Source organism: Thalassotalea atypica (assembly GCF_030295975.1).
In the GTDB taxonomy this organism is placed as follows: domain Bacteria; phylum Pseudomonadota; class Gammaproteobacteria; order Enterobacterales; family Alteromonadaceae; genus Thalassotalea_F; species Thalassotalea_F atypica.
In genome coordinates this window covers 2,841,777-2,861,034 of sequence record NZ_AP027364.1, presented here as the reverse complement: position 1 = coordinate 2,861,034, position 19,258 = coordinate 2,841,777, and the positions used below count along the sequence as shown (strand labels likewise).

At 40.6% G+C, this 19,258-nt stretch carries 15 protein-coding genes and 2 pseudogenes; 11 read left to right on the top strand and 6 right to left on the bottom strand.

All coding sequences use genetic code 11. The features are described 5' to 3' along the window. Positions 1-123: 123 nt before the first annotated feature. Positions 124-3,393, bottom strand: coding sequence for a VPS10 domain-containing protein (locus tag QUE03_RS13190; protein ID WP_286262179.1), 3,270 nt, complete (start codon positions 3,391-3,393; stop codon positions 124-126). A 314-nt stretch (positions 3,394-3,707) separates the two neighbouring features. On the opposite strand from QUE03_RS13190, the gene QUE03_RS13185 reads away from it, so the two are divergent. From QUE03_RS13185 to QUE03_RS13175, 3 genes are all read left to right on the top strand, one after another. Further along, entirely contained in the window at positions 3,708-4,796 is a 1,089-nt protein-coding gene (locus QUE03_RS13185) for an efflux RND transporter periplasmic adaptor subunit (protein WP_286262178.1), read from the top strand. Further along, positions 4,793-7,915: an efflux RND transporter permease subunit gene (locus QUE03_RS13180; protein WP_286262176.1), complete on the top strand. Its 3,123-nt coding sequence runs from the start codon at positions 4,793-4,795 to the stop codon at positions 7,913-7,915. Before QUE03_RS13185 ends, QUE03_RS13180 begins: the two co-directional genes overlap by 4 nt. A 127-nt stretch (positions 7,916-8,042) precedes the next feature. Continuing rightward, complete coding sequence (locus QUE03_RS13175) at positions 8,043-9,116, top strand: type 1 glutamine amidotransferase domain-containing protein (protein WP_286262174.1); 1,074 nt, start codon at positions 8,043-8,045, stop codon at positions 9,114-9,116. Between the two features lie 106 nt (positions 9,117-9,222). Here QUE03_RS13175 and QUE03_RS13170 read toward each other — a convergent pair whose 3' ends face one another. Then, positions 9,223-9,831 (bottom strand): peptidylprolyl isomerase, encoded by a 609-nt coding sequence (locus QUE03_RS13170; RefSeq protein ID WP_286262172.1) that lies wholly within the window; start codon positions 9,829-9,831, stop codon positions 9,223-9,225. A 261-nt stretch (positions 9,832-10,092) separates the two neighbouring features. Here QUE03_RS13170 and QUE03_RS13165 point away from each other — a divergent pair, with 261 nt between their 5' ends. Beyond that, positions 10,093-10,311 (top strand): tautomerase family protein, encoded by a 219-nt coding sequence (locus QUE03_RS13165; RefSeq protein ID WP_286262171.1) that lies wholly within the window; start codon positions 10,093-10,095, stop codon positions 10,309-10,311. A gap of 94 nt (positions 10,312-10,405) precedes the next feature. On the opposite strand, the pseudogene QUE03_RS19670 reads toward QUE03_RS13165, so the two are convergent. Both QUE03_RS19670 and QUE03_RS19665 read right to left on the bottom strand, forming a co-directional pair. Then, positions 10,406-10,702 (bottom strand): annotated as a pseudogene (locus QUE03_RS19670) (tyrosine-type recombinase/integrase); the annotation flags it as partial. 33 nt (positions 10,703-10,735) lie between these two features. Continuing rightward, positions 10,736-10,930 (bottom strand): annotated as a pseudogene (locus tag QUE03_RS19665) (site-specific integrase); the annotation flags it as partial. Positions 10,931-11,041: 111 nt separating this feature from the next. On the opposite strand from QUE03_RS19665, the gene QUE03_RS13155 reads away from it, so the two are divergent. The 5 genes from QUE03_RS13155 (at position 11,042) to QUE03_RS13135 (ending at position 14,783) form a co-directional block, all read left to right on the top strand. Continuing rightward, complete coding sequence (locus tag QUE03_RS13155) at positions 11,042-11,380, top strand: hypothetical protein (protein ID WP_286262169.1); 339 nt, start codon at positions 11,042-11,044, stop codon at positions 11,378-11,380. An 88-nt stretch (positions 11,381-11,468) separates the two neighbouring features. Then, on the top strand, positions 11,469-11,969 hold the full coding sequence (locus QUE03_RS13150; RefSeq protein WP_286262167.1) for a GNAT family N-acetyltransferase: 501 nt from the start codon (positions 11,469-11,471) through the stop codon (positions 11,967-11,969). Positions 11,970-12,078: 109 nt separating this feature from the next. Next, positions 12,079-12,717, top strand: a complete 639-nt coding sequence (locus QUE03_RS13145) for an NAD(P)H-dependent oxidoreductase (RefSeq protein WP_286262164.1) — start codon at positions 12,079-12,081, stop codon at positions 12,715-12,717. 822 nt (positions 12,718-13,539) lie between these two features. After that, entirely contained in the window at positions 13,540-14,367 is an 828-nt protein-coding gene (locus QUE03_RS13140) for a hypothetical protein (protein WP_286262162.1), read from the top strand. A 182-nt stretch (positions 14,368-14,549) separates the two neighbouring features. Next, positions 14,550-14,783 carry a CDGSH iron-sulfur domain-containing protein gene (locus QUE03_RS13135; protein WP_286262160.1) on the top strand — a complete coding sequence of 78 codons (234 nt, stop codon included), beginning with the start codon at positions 14,550-14,552 and terminating at the stop codon, positions 14,781-14,783. A 198-nt stretch (positions 14,784-14,981) separates the two neighbouring features. Here QUE03_RS13135 and QUE03_RS13130 read toward each other — a convergent pair whose 3' ends face one another. Both QUE03_RS13130 and QUE03_RS13125 read right to left on the bottom strand, forming a co-directional pair. Then, positions 14,982-15,665, bottom strand: a complete 684-nt coding sequence (locus tag QUE03_RS13130) for a winged helix-turn-helix transcriptional regulator (RefSeq protein ID WP_286262157.1) — start codon at positions 15,663-15,665, stop codon at positions 14,982-14,984. Positions 15,666-15,833: 168 nt separating this feature from the next. Continuing rightward, entirely contained in the window at positions 15,834-17,021 is a 1,188-nt protein-coding gene (locus QUE03_RS13125; RefSeq protein WP_286262155.1) for a methionine aminotransferase, read from the bottom strand. A gap of 319 nt (positions 17,022-17,340) precedes the next feature. On the opposite strand from QUE03_RS13125, the gene QUE03_RS13120 reads away from it, so the two are divergent. Both QUE03_RS13120 and arsB read left to right on the top strand, forming a co-directional pair. Further along, positions 17,341-18,165 (top strand): metalloregulator ArsR/SmtB family transcription factor, encoded by an 825-nt coding sequence (locus QUE03_RS13120; RefSeq protein ID WP_286262153.1) that lies wholly within the window; start codon positions 17,341-17,343, stop codon positions 18,163-18,165. 51 nt (positions 18,166-18,216) lie between these two features. Further along, positions 18,217-19,248, top strand: coding sequence for an ACR3 family arsenite efflux transporter (gene arsB / locus QUE03_RS13115; RefSeq protein ID WP_286262151.1), 1,032 nt, complete (start codon positions 18,217-18,219; stop codon positions 19,246-19,248). Positions 19,249-19,258 lie beyond the last annotated feature (10 nt).

Sequence of the window (19,258 nt, the reverse complement as noted above, 5' to 3'; positions counted from 1 at the left end):
GCTAAAAGAGTATGTAGATAGTGCCAAAGGCGCAAATAAAAAAGGCAATTGACCTCATCAGCCAATTGCCTTTGAACTTAGCCGTTTCTTGATTTAAACGGTGTGGAACTTAAATATTAAAAATTAAAGTGATTGCCCTTTAACCCAAGGGGCGTTGACCTTTTTAAGGGCTGCTTCTAATGCGGCTATGTCGTTATTTATCACGTTATTGAGTTTATTACTCATTTCATCAAGATCTGACTTTGCTATCGCTAACGCCTCTTTATGCGTAGGCGTTGGGCCATAACTAGATAAGCCTGTACCTAAGGTGGCAACAAACAAGCGTTGACCCACCGTAACGTGATCATCAAGCACGCCAACTTCACCGCGAACTTTACTACCGCTGTATCGATGATTAAGAAGTGATAACTTATCTCTAATGGCTTCTAGCTGTTGTTCTAATGCACCAACATCTGCTTGTGAGCGAAGTAGCGCTTCGCCTAAGTCTTCAACGCGTTTATTAGTCAACTTAAATTGATTATTCAATGTACTGTTTTGACCTTGTGCAGCTTCTAGCTCTCGCCAAAAAGCTGAGACTTGTTCATGTGATGCTTCGTTTAACTGGCTCTCATAAAGGCGTGTCACATTAAACGGCATAGGCTCTGCTAACACTTTGACTTTGCTATCAACTTTTGACGCCATTGTTATGGTATATTTGCCCGGCATCGCTAACATGCCTGTGGGTTCGTCTGAGAAGAAACCGCCTTTATCACCAATAGCACCACGGGAAGGTAAACGCAGGTCCCAATTAATGCGTTGTATACCTTTTTTCATTTCAGTTTCGATGCGGCGCACCACTTGGCCTTGATCGTTTTTGATCACGAACTGTAATTGTGGCTTGCTTTGTTTTTTCTCTGCTTCAAGCTTTTCCCAGCCTGGGAAAGGAATGTTCTTATTGTCTTTATCAAGCGCTTTTTCTTTTGTTGTACGCTGTGCTTTTAAAGACTCTGGTACGTTTTTAATATAATAGGTAAAGTTTGCGCCAAACGGCGGGTTATCGGCAACATAATGCGATGCCCCAGCATTGCCTTTTTTACCAAATCCAAGACGCATTTTCTCAATGTACCAAAGTGCATCACGTGCAGGGAAAATCATGGCGTCTTGTTTCAGCGTTTCTTCATCAATATCACGCAATGCTTGATAGTCGTCCAGTACATAAATGCCACGGCCAAAAGAGGCAGCGACTAGATCATTTTCACCTTTGTGGATGGCTAAATCCCTAAAAGATATCGTTGGCAATCCACCATTAAGCTCAATCCAGTTTTTACCGCCATTAACCGTGGTGAAAATACCAAACTCTGTGGCTGCAAACATTAGCTCAGGATCAACATGATCTTGCACTACGCGCCATACTAAATGCTTATCTGGTATGCCGTTATTTAGCTTTTTCCAAGACTTACCCTTGTTGGTACTTTTTAATAAATAAGGTTTATAGTCGCCAAATTTATGATTATCTAAGGCAATGTAGACGGTATCTTTGTCATGTAAATCGGCCTTGATGTCATTAACAAACGCAGTGTCTGGCACATCGGGCAATTTACCCACTTTCAATTTACGCCAATTCTGACCACCGTCTTCAGTCACCTGAATCAAGCCATCATCGGTACCTACATATAAAAGACCTTCTTTAAGCGGCGATTCTGACAGCGATGTAATGGTGCTGTATTTAGACATTGCGTATAAATCCCACGCATTGTCCCAACTTTGCGTACGCCCCATGATAGGTTGCTCAATACGCGGTAGATTATTCGTTAAATCACCTGAAATAGGTGTCCAGCTGTCGCCACGATCGTCACTTTGCCATAAGCGTTGTGAAGCAAAATATAAGCGAGTAGAGCTGTGCGGGCTAACAAGTATAGGGGCATCCCAATTGTATCGTTCTGGTTTTTCACCTTTGCCTGGTTGTGGTTGCACATAAACCATCGAGCCAGTGCTTTTATCAAAACGGACTAAGTTACCTTGCTGCCACTGTGAGTAGAATACGTTAGGGTTGCCCGGTTCAGTAGCTGGTTGGTGGCCATCACCAAACAAGGTCACAGTCCAGTCGGCATTTTCAATGCCTTGTACTTTATCCGTTCTAACGGGACCAGCTTGAGAGTTGTTGTCTTGTGTGCCGCCATAAACATTATAAAACGGTTTTGCGTCATCCAACGCAATTTTATAGTATTGAAGGATCGGTAAGTTGCTAATAAACCTCCAATTATCACCATTGTCAAAGCTCTCGTAAATGCCGCCATCAGAGCCCATTAGCATGTAGTCATCATTGTCTTTTAAAAAAGTCAGTGAATGATTGTCTGAATGTTTATGTTCTTCTTCCATTGCCTTGAAGGTTTTACCACCATCGGTAGATTTTTTCATCCGAACCCCAGCAAGGTAAATTTCATCCATATGGTGGGGGCTCACGTAAAGCTCAGTGTAGTAGTGTGGACCTGTGCCACCTGCTACAGCATCTGATTGTTTGCTCCAAGACGCTCCTTTATTTGATGAGCGATACACTGCTCCTTTTCGTCGATCTAGTACAATCGCCGCGTAAAGTACATCGGGGTTTATCGGCGAGATCGCTAAGCCAATTTTGGCTAAATTTCCTTTTGGTATGCCATTTTCTAGTTTAGTCCAAGTGTCGCCGCCATCGGTAGATTTATGAATTGCGGTATTTGGACCACCACCTAAATAGGCAGCTACGGTTCGGTGGCGCTGCCAAGTGGCAGCGTACATCACATCAGGGTTTCTAGGATCGGCAACAACGTCGGTAACACCAGTCCACTCATCATCCCCTAAGGTTTTATTCCAGGTTTTACCACCATCGGTTGATTTATATAAACCGCGCTCATCACCTTTTGACCAAAGTGGGCCTTGGGCCGCTACCCATATTGTATTTGAGTCAGTAGGGTGAACAATGATTTCAGAAATATGCTCCGACGCTTTTAGCCCCATGTTTTTCCATGATTTACCTGCGTCATGAGAAACATACACACCATCACCAAAACTGACATGACGACCGCCGACATTTTCACCTGTGCCTACCCAAATGGTTTGAGAGTTACTTGGGTCAATGGTAACTGTACCAATAGAATAGACATCTTTATCGTCAAATACGGGTTGCCATGTTGTACCTGCATTACTGGTTTTAAACATACCACCAGAGCCAACGCCAACGTACCAAGTATTTTTGTTATCAGGGTCAATTTCGATGTCCGCGATACGACCTGACATAAAGGCAGGGCCGATGCTACGAAATTCAAGTGCGTCTAGTGTTTTTGAATTGACGAGAGAGTCGTCTTTATCTTTTGCACTAGAGGACATAGCTGCTATCGATATGATGACGCAGGCTAACAATGAGAGGGGTTTATTCATTAAAGTTCCTTATATGCCTTGGACACATTCCATTATGCTCGTTGTTTGACCTTGTACTTTATGACTTAATATTGAGCATATTGTTATTTTTATTTGCCGAGAGTAATGCGACTTGCGCGTTATAAGCTGATCAAATATAGACAAAACTTAGACAACGGCTACGCTAACTTACTAATATAGCTCACAAGGCTCTAATGTTTAAATTTATTTATTAGTCGCAGCAATAGGTTATCTGTCGTAAAACAGGTGAAACTCTGAGCTAAATAATTTACGCTAATGCAAACAATTATCATTTAGAAGAAAAGGCGCTAAAGTTGAAACTTTCTACACCCATATATCTGCTCTTAATCATTGGCTTTGTGCATACGCCTACACATGCAACTGAAACAGCCAAGGTCAACGCCATGTTTGTTGAGGCGAGTAAGGCACACCAAACACTAGTGCTTAGCGGCACAGTTGAGGCAAAACAAAACGCGGAATTAGCACCGCTGCAATCTGGTGTCATTGCCCAGTTGTTTGTAGAGGTGGGTGACGTGGTTGAACATGGGCAAAAGCTGATGCAGTTAGATGACAAGCTTGCCAAACTCAATTTAGCTAAAGCAAAGGCTTCATTGGCCGGTGCTGCAGCAAAGCAACAAGAAGCGGAGCGTTTATATCAAGAAGTTATTTTACTTTCTAGCAAACAATTAGTTGCTGAAACTCTGCTGGCTCAACGTCTGTCTGACGTTGAAGTGGCCAGAGCTGAATACGTGCGCTTGACTGCAGAAATCGACCAAGAACAAGAAGTGCTCAGGCGGCATACATTATACGCGCCTTTTTCTGGTGTAATAGCGTACCGTCACATCGATATTGGGGAGTGGGTGACGCAAACCACGCAAGCATTTACCTTGGTAGAGCAGGATGAATTGCGTGTTAGACTTGCTATTCCTCAAGAGTACCTCGGGCAATTAGCTGGCGCTAATGACGTAGATGTCGTGATCTCCCCAGATTTTAATCAGGCGTTATTGGGGCACAGCAACTTTATCAGTGCTAAATTACACCGCATTGTCAATGTGGTTAATGATGTTAATCGTACGGTTAGTGCACTTGTTGGGCTGCCGCCACAGTCAGCCTTAGTTGCTGGTATGTCTGTACATGCCGAAATCACTTTGCCTGAAAGTGAACATGCGGTCATTTGGCTACCTAAATCAGCAATAAAACAACATCCCGATGGTGGCACTAGCGTATTTGCCGTGAAAAACAATACCGCTCAACGGATACTAGTAAAAGTGGTCAAGCATCAAGGTAAGCAAGTGGCGATTACTGGAGCACCGGCTGAACAACTTTATGTATTAACAGGCATTGAGCTATTAAAAAATGGTGATGCGTTAAAAGTGACTGAGCTACAAGGTGATGCGCTATGATAGCTGCGGCAGTAAATCGCGGCATATTGGTTGCGGTCGTTGTTTTAATTACCACGATTTTAGGCATAGTGGCGGCGCTTACTATTCCTGTACAAATGATCCCTGATCTTGAAGTACGAACGATCACTGTGCAAACAGGTTGGCCTGGGGCAACGCCTCAAGACGTTGAAAAAGAAATTCTGATTGAACAGGAGCGCTACTTACGTAGTTTATCGAATTTAAAACGCATGGTTTCATACGCCAATATGGGCTCGGCTAGAATTGAATTAGAATTTCCTTTTGGCACCAACAGCAATGATGCATTATTACGGGTTAATAATGCCCTTAGTCAGGTACCGAGTTACCCTGAAAATGTTGACCAACCTCGATTATATTCCAGTTCTTTTTCGGGCAATGCGTTTATGTATTTTGTACTTAAGCCGCAACCAGGTAATCCGCTTGATTTAGACGTTGATTTACTAAGAGATTACGCTAATGACTTTATTCGCCCACGCATGGAAAGTGTCGCAGGTGTCTCAGAAGTGGGTGTGGGTGGCGGAGCACAACGGCAAATACAAATAAAGGTTGATGCTGCGCGGTTAGCTCAACGAGGCATAAGCTTACCTGAGCTGAGAACTGCCATTCGTCAGCGTAACAAGAATACTTCAGCCGGTGATATCGAGAGTGGAAAAAGTCGTTATCTGTTGCGCGTCATGGGGCGTTTTGAACAGCTTGATGAATTGGAAAACTTAATCATTAGCCGTCAAGACAATGCCAACATTTTATTAAAAGATGTTGCTAGCGTTACTTTAGATCATTTTGAAACCCGCGGCTTATCTTTTAATTCGGGCGAGCGCACCATTAGCTTGTCAGTGCGCCGAGAAAGCGGCTCAAATGTGTTAGCGATTAAAAAAGCTATGCTGCCAGTGGTTGAAGATATTAATCGACAGTTACTGCAACAAAATGGCTTAGAGTTAAAATTGACTAGTGATGACGTCAAATATGTTGCCAGTTCATTAGCTAATGTTTGGACTAACCTAGGGTTAGGTGCACTGTTGGCTACGTTGGTGATGTATTTTTTCTTGCGCTCAGGCAAGGCGACATTAATTGGCGTGTTGGGCATCCCCTTATGTACTATCGCGTCGTTCATTGCCTTGAAGATGTTTGGCCGTACCATCAATGTAATTTCGCTCGCTGGCGTTGCGTTTGCCATCGGTATGACGGTGGACAATACCATTGTAGTTTTAGAATCGATAGTACAAGCCAAGCGTAAAGGTGTGAGCAAGAAACAAGCGGCCATTAATGGTGTGATGGAAGTGTGGCCAGCGGTGTTGGCGTCTACTGCAACAACTGTGCTTGTTTTCGCGCCTATTTTGTTTGTTGAACAAGAAGCGGGACAATTGTATTCCGATATTGCCATTGCTATTTCAGGGGCGATTATTGCGTCGATGCTCGTTGCGATTTTTGTTGTGCCTGTGGCGCTCGCCCATTTAGGTAAAAAAGAAGGGGTACAACAAGACAAGCAATTTGTATTGTCAGAAAAATGGCTACAATTGGCCAAGTTTTTTACTCGCTCCGTTAAGCAGGCGCGCGTAGCTTCGCTGAGTTTTATTGTATTTATTTTAGGTGCTGCGTATGTATTTATGCCGGCGGCAGAATACCTACCGGAAGGTGAAGAACCCAAAGCGTTTTCGATGATGATTGCACCACCGAGCTATAACCTATCAGAAATGAAAAGAATAGGGGTTGAATTACGGACCTATTTTGATGATTTTGTCCAAGCAGACAGCGCTGATTATAACGCCGGCAACACTAATATGCCCCCGTTAGAATACTACTCTATGTCTGTATCGGTTGGTCGCATCTGGTTTTTAAGTGCGCCAGTTGACCCCGATAACATTAATGACATGATGAACGCTATCACAGAAAAATTTAGAAGTTATGATGGCATGCGGGCGTTTTCTTCGCGTGGTTCCATTATTTCGAGTAATGACGGCGGAACACGTGCGGTAGCAGTAGATATTGCAGGCAACAATATTGTTGAGCTTTATCAAGCGGCAGAAGCGGTTTATCAACAAGCTGAAAAAGTATTTGATAACCCGCAGATTAACTCGGAGCCAGGCTCACTGACCTTAGATCAACCTTTGATTGAAATAAGGCCTCGTTGGCAGCGTTTGGCTGAGCTAGGTATTAATAGTAGTGACTTTGGTTATGCCATTTCGGCGATGAGTGATGGCGCGTATGTTGATGAATTTATTCTCAATGATGATAAAGTCGATATCTTTTTGTTCAGTGGTGCAGGCAATGAACAAAACCTAGAAAAACTGGCGGTTACGCCTATTGTAACGCCGAAAGGTAATGTTCTACCACTTAACGCCTTAGCCGATTTAATTACAAGCCAAAACAGTAACTCAGTGCGCCGAGTTGACGGAAATCGCACCGTGACGGTTTATATTATTCCACCGCGTGACGTTGCCTTAGAAACTGCAGAGCAGCAGGTACGTGAAGAGTTATTATCGACGTTATGGCGTGAAGGAAAAATAGCACAAGGCATCAAAGTGAGCATAAGTGGTGCTGCCGATCAGTTAGAAGCCACCAAAGCGTCATTATCGAGTAATTTTATCATCGCACTGGTGCTAAGTTACTTATTACTTGTTGCTATTTTTACCCATTGGCGCTATCCGATGTTTATTCTTGCAACGGTACCTTTAGGCATGGCAGGCGGTTTACTTGGTTTAATCAGTGTTAACGGTATTAATGCCATTATTGCAAATATGGGCTTGCCAGCCTATCACCAACCGTTTGATATGATCACCATGCTGGGCTTTTTAATCTTGCTAGGTACTGTGGTGAACAACCCTATTCTTATCGTTGATCAAACACGTTTCTTTGTTTTAGAGCAGGGCATGAAAGTGCGAGACGCGGTTATAAAAGCCGTGGATAAACGGTTAAAGCCGATATTGATGTCAACAGCCACCACCATTTTTGGTTTAGCGCCATTAGTGCTTATCCCTGGTGAAGGCACTGAACTTTATCGTGGTATTGGTGTGATTGTGCTGTCGGGCATTGTGGTGTCGACATTCCTGTCGTTAACCTTTTTACCAGCGTTGCTTGTTTCGGTGGTCAAAGACAAACATTAGGTCATTTGTACAAAACAGTCCGATCAAGAGTTAATTTCATTACCTTCTTTATCGGACAACACATTTCACATTCATTTCACTTAACTCCTTTTAAGCTAGCTTCAACAGAATAAAAGGAGCTATGCATATGCTGAAGAAAATAATCATTACTTTAGTCACATTAACAGTTTTAGGTTTTGGTTTAGTCACTGGCGCTAAATCTTGGGTGAAAAGTTTACTGCCTGACAAAGCACACTTTGTTGCGCTAAAAGCAACAAAAGTCAGTGACTTACCGTATGTTACGAAAAATGTTCCTGACTACCGAGGTAAAATTTTAGCGGTAGTGACAAGCGTCGACAAAATGGGTGAAGACAAAGCAACGGGCTACGAACACACGGAGCTTGCTCGCGCTTATTGGGTGTTTGTAGCCAATGGTTTTGACGTTGATATTGCCAGCCCTAAAGGCGGTAAACCGCCAGTCGTTATCGATGGTGAAGACATGGGCGCGTACGATTTTGCATTTTTAAATGATGAGGCTATTCAGCAAAAAGTGGCAAATTCCATCGCTTTGGTTGATATAGACCCGAATGAATATGAAGCTGTATACTTTGTCGGCGGCAAAGGGACTATGTTTGACTTCCCTGACAACCTTGATATCCAGCATATTGCAAAAACCCTGTATCAAAACAATAAGGTTGTGAGTGCGGTGTGCCATGGCCCCGCAGCGCTGGTTAATGTGGAGTTAGATAATGGAGAAATGCTGTTAGCTAACAAGCAGGTTAGTGGCTTTACTAACGATGAAGAACTGTTCTTAATTCCTGACGCAAAAAAAATATTTCCTTTTTTATTGGAAGATAAGTTAGTGGCACAAGGCGCGAAATTTCAAGCAGGCACTAAGTACTTAGAAAAAGTAAGCCAAGATGGCAAACTTATTACGGGTCAAAATCCTTGGTCGGTATGGACGCTAGCGGAGAAAGTGATTGCTGAAATTGGTTATCAACCCAAAGTCAGAGAGCGCACGCCTGAAGAGTACGCGGTGGAATTGTTGATGACCTACAATACAAATGGTTTTGATGCAGCAAAACATGAATTAAGGGCACAGCCTCACCAATATCAACGAATACTTATTTTGATGCATGGTATGCTAGCGGCGATGCAATTTGAGCTGGGTAAAGCGATTGACCTGTTAAGCTTAGCCAATCAATTAAAACAGTTGAGTTAACAGAATCAAATAATGTTGTAACATGCCTAATCTCTTTGGCTGGAGATTAGGTATGTTTTATTTGCGTATCAGTTGCTGAACGCATAAAGGCAAGGAGTAAAGGCGGTTATGGCGTGTTTTCTTCGTCAAGTATCACTACTCTGATAATCGTAACCATTTTCTTTGGCACGGTAGGGTAGCCTAACTCTTTGCTGTAGCCTACTTCAACTTCTGAAATAGCTTCAACGATTTCGTATCCTTCGACTACTTCCCCAAACACAGCATAACCCCATGATCTTCCTGGATCCAAATTGGTGTTTTTATTCAAATTAATAAAAAATTGATTGGTAGCTGAATGGGCATCATTGAGCTGCTTAGCCATGGCAATAGTGCCGAACCTGTTTTTTAGTCCATTGCCTGATTCGTTAAAAATAGGCTCGTCGGGCTCTATTTCTGTGTAATTAGTCATAAATCCACCGGCTTGGATGAGATAGCTTTCTTCTACCCGATGCACCATCGTGTTGTCGTATTGTCCTCTAGAGACGTAACCCAGAAAATTATTAACGGTAATTTTCGCTCGGTAGCGGTCTAATTGGATAACAAAGTTACCCATATTGGTTTCAACCCTGACCTTAGGAGATAAATTACTTGGTTGAATGTATTGACCTTTAGCACCTGCAGCCATTAGCTGAAATGATATCAATACTGAAATAACGACTATTGAAACTCTGATCACACCGATCCCTTTTATTGGCGATTGCCGACGATTGTTTGTTCGTATTTTATCAGCTAATAGGTTTTTATCTATCGCTTAATATACGCAATGCTCATATGAGGTATGCCACTTAACAATGTGTGCATTATTCGAGTATCAAATAAAAGCATTACTACGTAAAACGTAGTGAGTTACTACATGTTGCGTAGCAGATTGAGCGTTCAATATTTCATATGATGTTTGAACCGAGTATTCGGAATGACTCATCAAAGGAATAAGACTATGCCAATAATTAATGTAAAAGTAATAGAGAACGTATTCAACAAAGAACAAAAACGAAAAATTATTTCTCGTCTAACTGACACCATGGTTGAGATTGAAGGCGAAAACATGCGAGGCGTTACTTGGGTGTATATTGAAGATGTCAAAGAAGGAGAGTTTGGTATTGGAGGACAAGCACTATCCGCCGAAGATGTTCATCGTATTCAACGTGGTGAGTAAATCTATAGGGCCTCGCCGGGCCCGCTAAATTCTAGTAGGTTATATCTGATCTTACAGTTTTAACTAATAGGTTTATATTTCACCTTATAGACAGCTATGTAAGTGTACTTTGTAAATCATCCAAGGGACTTTTGACACCATTAGCCCCTTGTTCTATTACATGTGTATATATTTGAGTTGTGCGAACGTCTGTATGACCAAGTTGCTCTTGAACCGTACGAATGTCAGCTCCTCGCTGTAATAGGTGAGTAACAAACGAATGGCGTAAGGTGTGAAAAGTGACATGCTTGTTTAGTTGTAATGTTCTAGCTACCTTGTTTACCGCCTTTCGTAAAACAGTATAATGGGTATGACGACGAATTTCGCCAGTATTAGGATCAGCACTTAACCGTGTAGGCGCTAACTCCAAAGTTAATGGGTTGTTCAATATATGCTGATACATGAAAACCAGCGCACTTAATGTTACAGCTTGGGTTTTAGGTGTAACATTGATGTGTGTTATTAGGTAGGTAAGAATACTCTCCACTTCTCGATCGTGTAAAAGACTAGGGCGCTGCTTCGCGTTAAAGTTAATAAACGCTTTTATCCAATATGAATAGGTCTCAATAGTTCGTTTAGCGTAAGTACCACTTTTAACGGAGTATAAAAGTTCTCATTTGTAGAAAGGAAGCATTTTGCACCCTATTAATCTGTTAGTTCTACCAAGAGTATGGTGATGGAATCTAGGGATATGAGTGAAATATATGGCTATGAAGCAAGAGTTCAATTGAGCTTTACTTCATCCATGAAAATAGCTTCAATAATTTGTTGTACCTTTGCTATTGTGGTAACTATTTTTCTTCGTACTATCGTAATAACAACTACTGAGCCTGGCGTAAGTGAATCAACTCTAAATACTTGGATGGCTGGTTACATGCTTATTGGTTTTTTCCTTGCTAGTTTCATAAGTTCAGCTATCTCATTTCCTATATATTCTTTTATTTGCTCTAAGCAAAAAGGTCAAAGAGTAACTGGTAGGTTTGCTGTATTGGTAAGTAGCTCTAACAAGTCATTAAAGCAGGACAAATAACAGTTGGCTTTTGCTCGTGCCTCGCTTATTTTAACCAACTATTTTATTGCTTCTTAATGAAGCGTTATGTGCATGGGAGTTTCATCGCATGAAAATTCATTCTCGACACCTTAATGACGTCGATTTTCAAATAATGAAAAAACTTTTACTTAAAGAAGGTCCTAACGAGTGGAATTATATAACTGATGAAAGTATTGAACATCAGTTTAAGCTTATACAAAATGGAAACGCATTAGCTGTTCTTGCGGAAGAAAATGAAATTTTAGGTTTTGCCGTTGTTATATTGAAGGAGTCATGTCCCAGTAAACTAAGTAAGTATGATCAATTATCAACTATTGCATATATAAATGATGTAGTTATTGCTGCAAGCCAAAGTGGTAAAGGTTTGGGAACTAAATTACTGAAAGAATCTATTCGACTGGCAAGCGTTGAAAAATGCAGCAGGGTGTATATTGAACGTCATGAAGAAAACCTAGCATCAGCAGGCATGATGAGAAAAGCTGGATTTGAGCTAGTAGAAACATTCAATGATCCGAATAAACGAACTTCTGGCTCACGGAATACAACTGTTCAAAGTGTAAGCACATAACAAGCAACTAAAGCGGGACAAAATCACGAAAACGCTTGGCTTTTGCTCCTTGGTCGCTAATTTTAGCCAACAATTTTTAGCCTCTTAACGAGGTGTATAAGTATTGGAGATGAATTTGAATATTCTGCTAGTGAGTAGTAGTCAAAGAGAAAATTCTAAAAGTTTTGAAGTCTCAAAGTATTTACAAACGAACATATTGAATACAATGGAAGGGATTAAGTCTTCGATATTAGATTTATCGCAATATCCTTTTTTATTGGATCATTATGGTACAGGTAGAGATGATCAAATTTCATTAGCCAATAATAAAGATGAAGTGCTAGCGCAATTATATGCCTGTGATGCCGTAGTTGTTATTGTTCCTGAATGGGGAGGAATGATCCCTCCTACACTTGTAAATTTATTACTTTTGTCTGCTAACGGCTCAGCGAATGGTTTGCCTTTAGGTCATAAACCGGCATTTGCTATCGGCGTTTCTGCCTCGGGTGGTGGCAGTAATCCTATTTCTTTATTAAAAGGATACGCCGCAAAAAATAGTCATCTCACTTGGCTACCGTTGCATGCAATTATTCAAAACGTAGGTGATTTTCTAGTTCAAACGTGGGCACCTACACTTGATAACAGATATTCGCAGGTGCAGTCACGTTTGTTGGTTGGTTTAAAGAGTTTAATTATCTATTCGAAACAACTAGCTTCTATTAGAAATGAGTTGTTGGAGTTATCAAAAAAGCACCCTTATGGTCAATAAAATGCTTATAACGCTATTCAAGCAGGGCAAATAACAGTTAGCTATTTGCTCGTTCGTGGCTTATTTTAGTCAACAATTTTTTGCTCATTATTGGGGTGTTATGTGAATAGTTTTAACACACAGTATTTGATAATTCTCATATATTAGCTGTTATCTCTACGTAGTTTTAACAACCACGAAGAATTACTCTTCTCCGCATCGTAAAATATTGCCATAGTGAAAAAAAACATCAGTAGCAGTATCGCATGAGCTGCCAAGCTAACTCCGAAGTAAATTATACTTCCCAAATAAATAGCAAAAGAAAAACTCCACATACTAGCTAAAATTGTCATGATGTAAAACCGACTGACAGGGTCAGGAATATGTCTAAGTGGGTTTTTCTTTGAATCAAAAATATACTTGTAGTATTCATATAATCTTAATGTAAAAAATTTCATAATATGCTCACTATTTCAATCATTGCCCAGATTTTAATACGGTTGAAGTTCGTATTTAGATCTTAATTTTCGACACATTTAGACGCTATGTCTTTAATAATCACATAACAAGCTGTTAAACAAGGACAAAATACAGTTGGCAAGCTTCGTTCCTCGCAATTTTATTCAACAATTTTACACCGATTAGTAAGGCGTTAGGTGCGCAATATAGTCATCCAGCAGAGGAACTATGACGCAATGGGTGTATAAAAAGCTCTGGCCTTTACCAGCTAAGTCAGCGTACTAGAGACCAATATAAGTATAGATACAGTCGAAAATTAAACCTACCGTGGATTTTTGAAGATTAAGTTTTAGGCAGTGAATATAAGCCTATAATAAAGGCTAAATGAAATTTAAAAAGGTTAGGGATATGTATGCACAAATTGAGAAGCCAAAAGAGAGTAAGAATAGCTCTGTTGCTAATTCTGTTAGCCTGAAGAGAGGTAACGTGCAACAAAAATTTTGTTTTGTGGATAGTCGCCATGAAACAATTGCGCAACGAAAATTACAAAGAACAATGAATGCTAACTCGCTGGTGAAGCAAAAGATATGTACCAAATGCAGTGAAGAAAAGGACAGTGAAGATACAAGTATCCAGAGAAAAGTTAGCTCTGTTCAATCTGTGCTACAACGCGATCCTTGTAGTCAAACAGGTCATGATACTAGCCCTGAACATGTTGCAATAGAGAATGAATTCGCTGATAGAACGGGTGCAAAAAAGGAATATGAAATTCCACAAGGGAGTGTACTCAAACACGTAAATGGAATAAATAAAACAGGGTATGCAGATTTGGCAGATGAGGCGGGTAAAAAAATTTATGACATCAAGCGGTCTACAGAAGGCTACCCTGAAGAACAATTGGCTCGGTATATTATTGGTGCTAATGCCCATTGTAGTGGTGGCTGGGAAAAAGGCACGGCATATGGTGAACCACGTGTCATTCCATTTACAGCACAGCAGAACATTAGAGCATATCAAGATGGCGACGGAGTTATTAGTTATAGAAAAGAAGCTAAGGGCGTTCAGAGCATATCGAGTTTTCTTGCAAATCAAGAAGGGCCTGAAGATTCTGATAGCAGTGATGATTGGGCAATGGATTGGAAAGCTCATGAACAAATGAATGCACTAATGGAAGATGCGGGAATGTTTAATGAAGATGGAAGTTGGAAATGACAAAAGCCTATCGCAAAGCCTAAAAGTCATTGAAATCGTTTTTAACCAAATTGTTACGAAATGAAGAACATACATAATAATCAAATACACTCGGACAACAAAATACGCCATTCGCTCCTCGCTTTGATTGTTTTTGCCGGTGATGCGGGCGTTATGTTTATATCAAATTATGGAGAATTATTATGACTAAACCAGTACGTGCATCTGATACGCCATTTGCAGTTGAAGTAGAAGAAGGTAAAAAATACTCTTGGTGTTCTTGCGGTAAAAGTGAGAAACAGCCATTTTGTGATGGCTCTCATAAAGGATCTGAATTCTCCCCCGTAGGATTTACGGCAACTGAGTCTAAGAAAGTGTTTTTTTGTGGCTGTAAGCTAACCGCATCTCAACCAATGTGCGATGGTAGTCATAAATAAAAATAACAAGGCATTATGGCAGCACAAAAAGCAGTTGTTTTTTTTAATCCTTGGTCACCTATTTTAGCCAACTATTTTTTGCCAGTTAACAATTGAAGCTATTTATCAAACTCACTATGGCACATAGGCGACTGTCATATTTGATTGGGTCCTATTAATCAAATATGACAGTTCAAGTTAAGATTTATTCAACAAAATTTATGTATTGGCCGCCTGAACATCAACATATCTGGAAAATGGAAACCAATGCTCAGGATGCTTTTGTAAATGACGATTTCCTGTCAACTTTATGTGCCCATTATGGATTTGCTTCGACAGCTTTTCTTCTCCCATCCATACTTTGGCTAAGTCTGTTAATGTACTAGTAATGTAGAGGGTTACGTCATAGCCAGGGTCTTCATTACACAAATCAACTGAACTATTGCTAACAATTAACCACCACTTTGTTGCTTCTGTTTGATCAATGAGAAGTACACAAAACACATGTTCACCTTCGGGTAGTTGTTCGGTATTTAATGTGCGATGAAAGTCCCACATAAAACTGCCGGTATCAATGTCGACATCACTCAGTTGGTCACGCGCCCATCGCAAGCCCCAACGCGCTAGTTGGTCCATTATCGGTGCTAATTCTTTTCCACTTTGCGTCAGGTAATATTTTCCTCTGTTTTTACCAGTGTCTATTTTGTGGATGATTAAACTATTTGTTTCCATCGTTTTAAGCCGGTTGCTTAGCACTGTAGGTGATATCCGTGGGAGAGCATGTTGAAAGTCACTATAGCGATGTGCTCCCATAAATAGCTCACGCAATATTAGTAAGGTCCATTTGTCACCGACAATATCGCTCGCCTTAAGTGTCGGGCATAAGCTACCAAATTTGTTCATAAGCATCCTAGTTGTAATAAACGTTTAATAAGAAATTCATCTTAAAGATACTCTAGCACCAGAATCACCATTTAGTTAGTGCTCCAATTTCCCTTCAGGTGTTTGCGGCAAAAAGGTCTTAACCTTAAAGACAAATAGTATCGCATTGAGGCTTAAAACAGTTTCGGTTTACAGTTGATTTAATATAGCCGCTGCTTTAAGCAAGGTTTTGTCATTTTTAGCAAAACAAAGTCTGATTATTTGATGCTTTTGATGGTAACTTTCCCGCTGTGAAGCTGGGTAAAATGGGCTTAATGGAATGGCCGCTACTCCTTTTGCTTTCGTTAACCATTCACAAAATGCACGATCGTTAAGATCACTTATTGCCGTGTAATCCAATAATAAGAAGTAAGTGCCTTTTGATGGCAATACCTTAAACCTAGAATCTTTTAACGCGCCAACAAGCACATCTCTTTTTTGCTGGTAGAAATTGGGCAAATCAGTAATGTGTGAAGGTTGTTCTTTTAACATTTGTGCAATGGCTATTTGTGCTGGCGTAAATGAGCAAAAATTGACGTATTGATGAATTTTTCTAAATTCGCTCATTAGTGCTGCTGGCGCAGCGCAATACCCCATTTTCCAGCCGGTACAGTGAAAAGTTTTGCCAAAACTAGATACTACAAATGAACGGTCAAATAGCGCAGGATAACGCAGCACACTTTCATGGCGTATTCCGTCAAAAGTCATGTGTTCATAGACTTCGTCACTGATGACATACAAGTTGTGTTGCTTAACTAAGTCTTGTAGCTTGATAAGGTCAGACTGACTCAGCACTGTGCCTGTGGGGTTGTGCGGGCTATTGATAATAATGGCACGTGTTTTTGCATTAATTGCTTGCTTCACTATTGTCCAATCGATGGCATAACTTGGCGCATCAAGTGTGATATGACGACAGCTGCCGCCCGCAAGTTCAATGGCGGGCTCATAAGAGTCGTAGGCAGGATCAAAAATAATCACTTCATCACCGGGGCGTACAAGTGTTTGTATTGCTACCCACAAAGCTTCAGTTGCACCTGAGGTCACGGTGATATTATTTTGTCCGTTGAGTTTTTGTTCATCGGATAACTCAACTTGATAGTGTCTGTGCACCATATTAGCAATTTGAGTTAACAATTCAGGTAGACCATTTGATGGTGAGTACTGGTTCTTTCCTTCATAGATTGCTTGATTGATCTTATCTTTTAAAAAATCAGGTGCATCAAATTCTGGGAATCCTTGAGACAAGTTTATCGCTTGATGCTTATTAGCCATGGCCGACATTTCAGTGAAGATACTGATCTCTACGTTTGGTAATTTACTGATAAAAGATGATGACAAAAAAATTCCCCGCGGTGCTATTTTATGTGATGAATTTGCCAAGGAATGTTAAGGCGTAATACAGACTTGTTCAATGCTTATCCTGAATCACTGAAATGTAAAAGCTGTGAGGCAACAACGATTTGCTCGCATATTTTTCTTTTTCTCACTCTCTAGCTGCCCGTTAAAACAAGTTTAAATAGGAGAATAGTGGTGATGAGCAGCATCTATTTTATTGGAAAGGAACTCACTGGGAAAATGAGATCATCCAATAAAATCTTTACATATGAAATTTCGCATATATAATATTTCATATGTTTTTGGCAGGTTGCTTATTTTTATGAACAGTATAAACAAACAGACAGTGCTTTTTCTTTGTACTGGTAATTCCGCTAGATCACAAATGGCTGAGGCATTATTAAGACACAAAGCCAGTGATAAATTTGATGTATTCAGTGCTGGTACTCAACCAGATAGGGTTGACCGTAGAACGGTTGATGCATTATCAAGTTTTGGTGTAGACGCTAAATCTCTGCGCTCAAAAAGTGTGGATGTTTTTGAAGGACAGTCATTTGATTTTGTTATTACGCTTTGTGACAAAGCAATGAGTGAATGTCGAAGCTACCCTGGTGCAGCAAAGCAGTTAGCATGGGATTTTCCAGATCCCAAGTATCGAGGCGGTAGCAACCCTTTTTCAGTAACATTAAATGAATTGAACAATCGCCTATCGATGTTTTTGTTGGTTGAAGAGAAGTTGCTTGAAAGTGACGAAAACAAAGAGGCGGACAACCACGATGCACTTTCAGACCAGCTTACTGACTTTGAACCTATCTCGTTTTACAAAAGCCTTACCGATGATATTCGATTAAAAACCTTAATGCTGACACATTACCATGGTGAGATATGCGTATGTGAATTAATGGAAGCACTCGATGAACAGAGCCAACCTAAGGTTTCACGAAATTTAGCCGTGTTAAAAAAAGCGAATGTAATTACTGACAGAAAACATGGTCAATGGGTCTTTTATCGAATCAACCCAGCGCTACCATTGTGGGCAAAATCAGTTATTGCACAAACTACAGAAAACAATATTCCGCTGATAAATAACCCGCTTCAACGTCTAGCAGATATGCACAATAGACCAGACAAGTCGAGTTTTTGCTAGCAAATATTTTCTTTCCCAAGAGAGATTAATTGAGTATTTAAGAGGTACAAAATGGGAATTTTTGAACGTTATTTATCTGTTTGGGTTGGCCTAAGCATTTTTCTAGGTGTGGTATTAGGCTTATGGTTTCCAGACGCTTTTCAACTGATTGCTCATTTAGAAGTGGCACATGTAAATATTGTTGTCGCTGTGTTTATTTGGGTAATGATTTATCCGATGATGGTGCAAATTGATTTTTCAGCGATAAAAGATGTTGGTAAAAACCCGAAAGGTTTAGTGCTAACTGTTGTGGTTAATTGGTTGATCAAACCTTTTACTATGGCCGCTCTTGGTTGGCTGTTTTTTAATTTATTGTTTGCTGATTTAGTCGATCCTGCGTCGGCACAAGAGTATATCGCTGGGATGATTTTACTCGGTGTTGCCCCTTGTACAGCAATGGTATTTGTATGGTCACAATTAACCAAAGGTGATCCAAACTATACCTTAGTGCAAGTTTCGGTTAATGACGTGATAATGATATTTGCCTTTGCCCCAATTTCTGCTTTTTTACTGGGTGTGAGTGATATCCAAGTACCGTGGGAAACTTTGCTTATTTCGGTTGTGCTTTATGTATTATTGCCTTTGGTTGCCGGCATCATCACCAGAAATATATTGAATAGAGGAAGTAACGATGAGGCGTTGAGCGTTTTATTATCAACGCTGAAACCTTGGTCGATGATAGGCCTATTAGCCACTGTTGTTTTATTGTTTGGCTTTCAAGCGAATACCATAGTGTCTGAGCCTGAAACTATTGCCTTAATCGCGATCCCCTTGATGATTCAAACATACGGTATCTTCTTGATTGCTTACATCGCCGCAAAGTGGATGAAGTTACCCCACAATATCGCAGCGCCAGCGTGTTTAATTGGCACATCTAACTTTTTTGAACTGGCCGTCGCGGTGGCCATATCTTTGTTCGGTTTACATTCAGGCGCCGCATTGGCGACGGTTGTTGGCGTGCTCGTGGAAGTGCCAGTGATGCTTTCCTTGGTTTACATGATAAATCGCACACATCATTGGTTTAGCCCTAATCAATCAAATTAGTGACTTTTGG

Coding starts and splice junctions, on each gene's coding strand:
- QUE03_RS13190 (WP_286262179.1), bottom strand. CDS start 3,393: ATGAATAAACCCCTCTCATTGTTAGCCTGCGTCATCATATCGATAGCA.
- QUE03_RS13180 (WP_286262176.1), top strand. CDS start 4,793: ATGATAGCTGCGGCAGTAAATCGCGGCATATTGGTTGCGGTCGTTGTT.
- QUE03_RS13175 (WP_286262174.1), top strand. CDS start 8,043: ATGCTGAAGAAAATAATCATTACTTTAGTCACATTAACAGTTTTAGGT.
- QUE03_RS13165 (WP_286262171.1), top strand. CDS start 10,093: ATGCCAATAATTAATGTAAAAGTAATAGAGAACGTATTCAACAAAGAA.
- QUE03_RS13155 (WP_286262169.1), top strand. CDS start 11,042: ATGAGTGAAATATATGGCTATGAAGCAAGAGTTCAATTGAGCTTTACT.
- QUE03_RS13150 (WP_286262167.1), top strand. CDS start 11,469: ATGAAAATTCATTCTCGACACCTTAATGACGTCGATTTTCAAATAATG.
- QUE03_RS13145 (WP_286262164.1), top strand. CDS start 12,079: ATGAATTTGAATATTCTGCTAGTGAGTAGTAGTCAAAGAGAAAATTCT.
- QUE03_RS13140 (WP_286262162.1), top strand. CDS start 13,540: ATGAAATTTAAAAAGGTTAGGGATATGTATGCACAAATTGAGAAGCCA.
- QUE03_RS13135 (WP_286262160.1), top strand. CDS start 14,550: ATGACTAAACCAGTACGTGCATCTGATACGCCATTTGCAGTTGAAGTA.
- QUE03_RS13130 (WP_286262157.1), bottom strand. CDS start 15,665: ATGAACAAATTTGGTAGCTTATGCCCGACACTTAAGGCGAGCGATATT.
- QUE03_RS13120 (WP_286262153.1), top strand. CDS start 17,341: ATGAACAGTATAAACAAACAGACAGTGCTTTTTCTTTGTACTGGTAAT.
- arsB (WP_286262151.1), top strand. CDS start 18,217: ATGGGAATTTTTGAACGTTATTTATCTGTTTGGGTTGGCCTAAGCATT.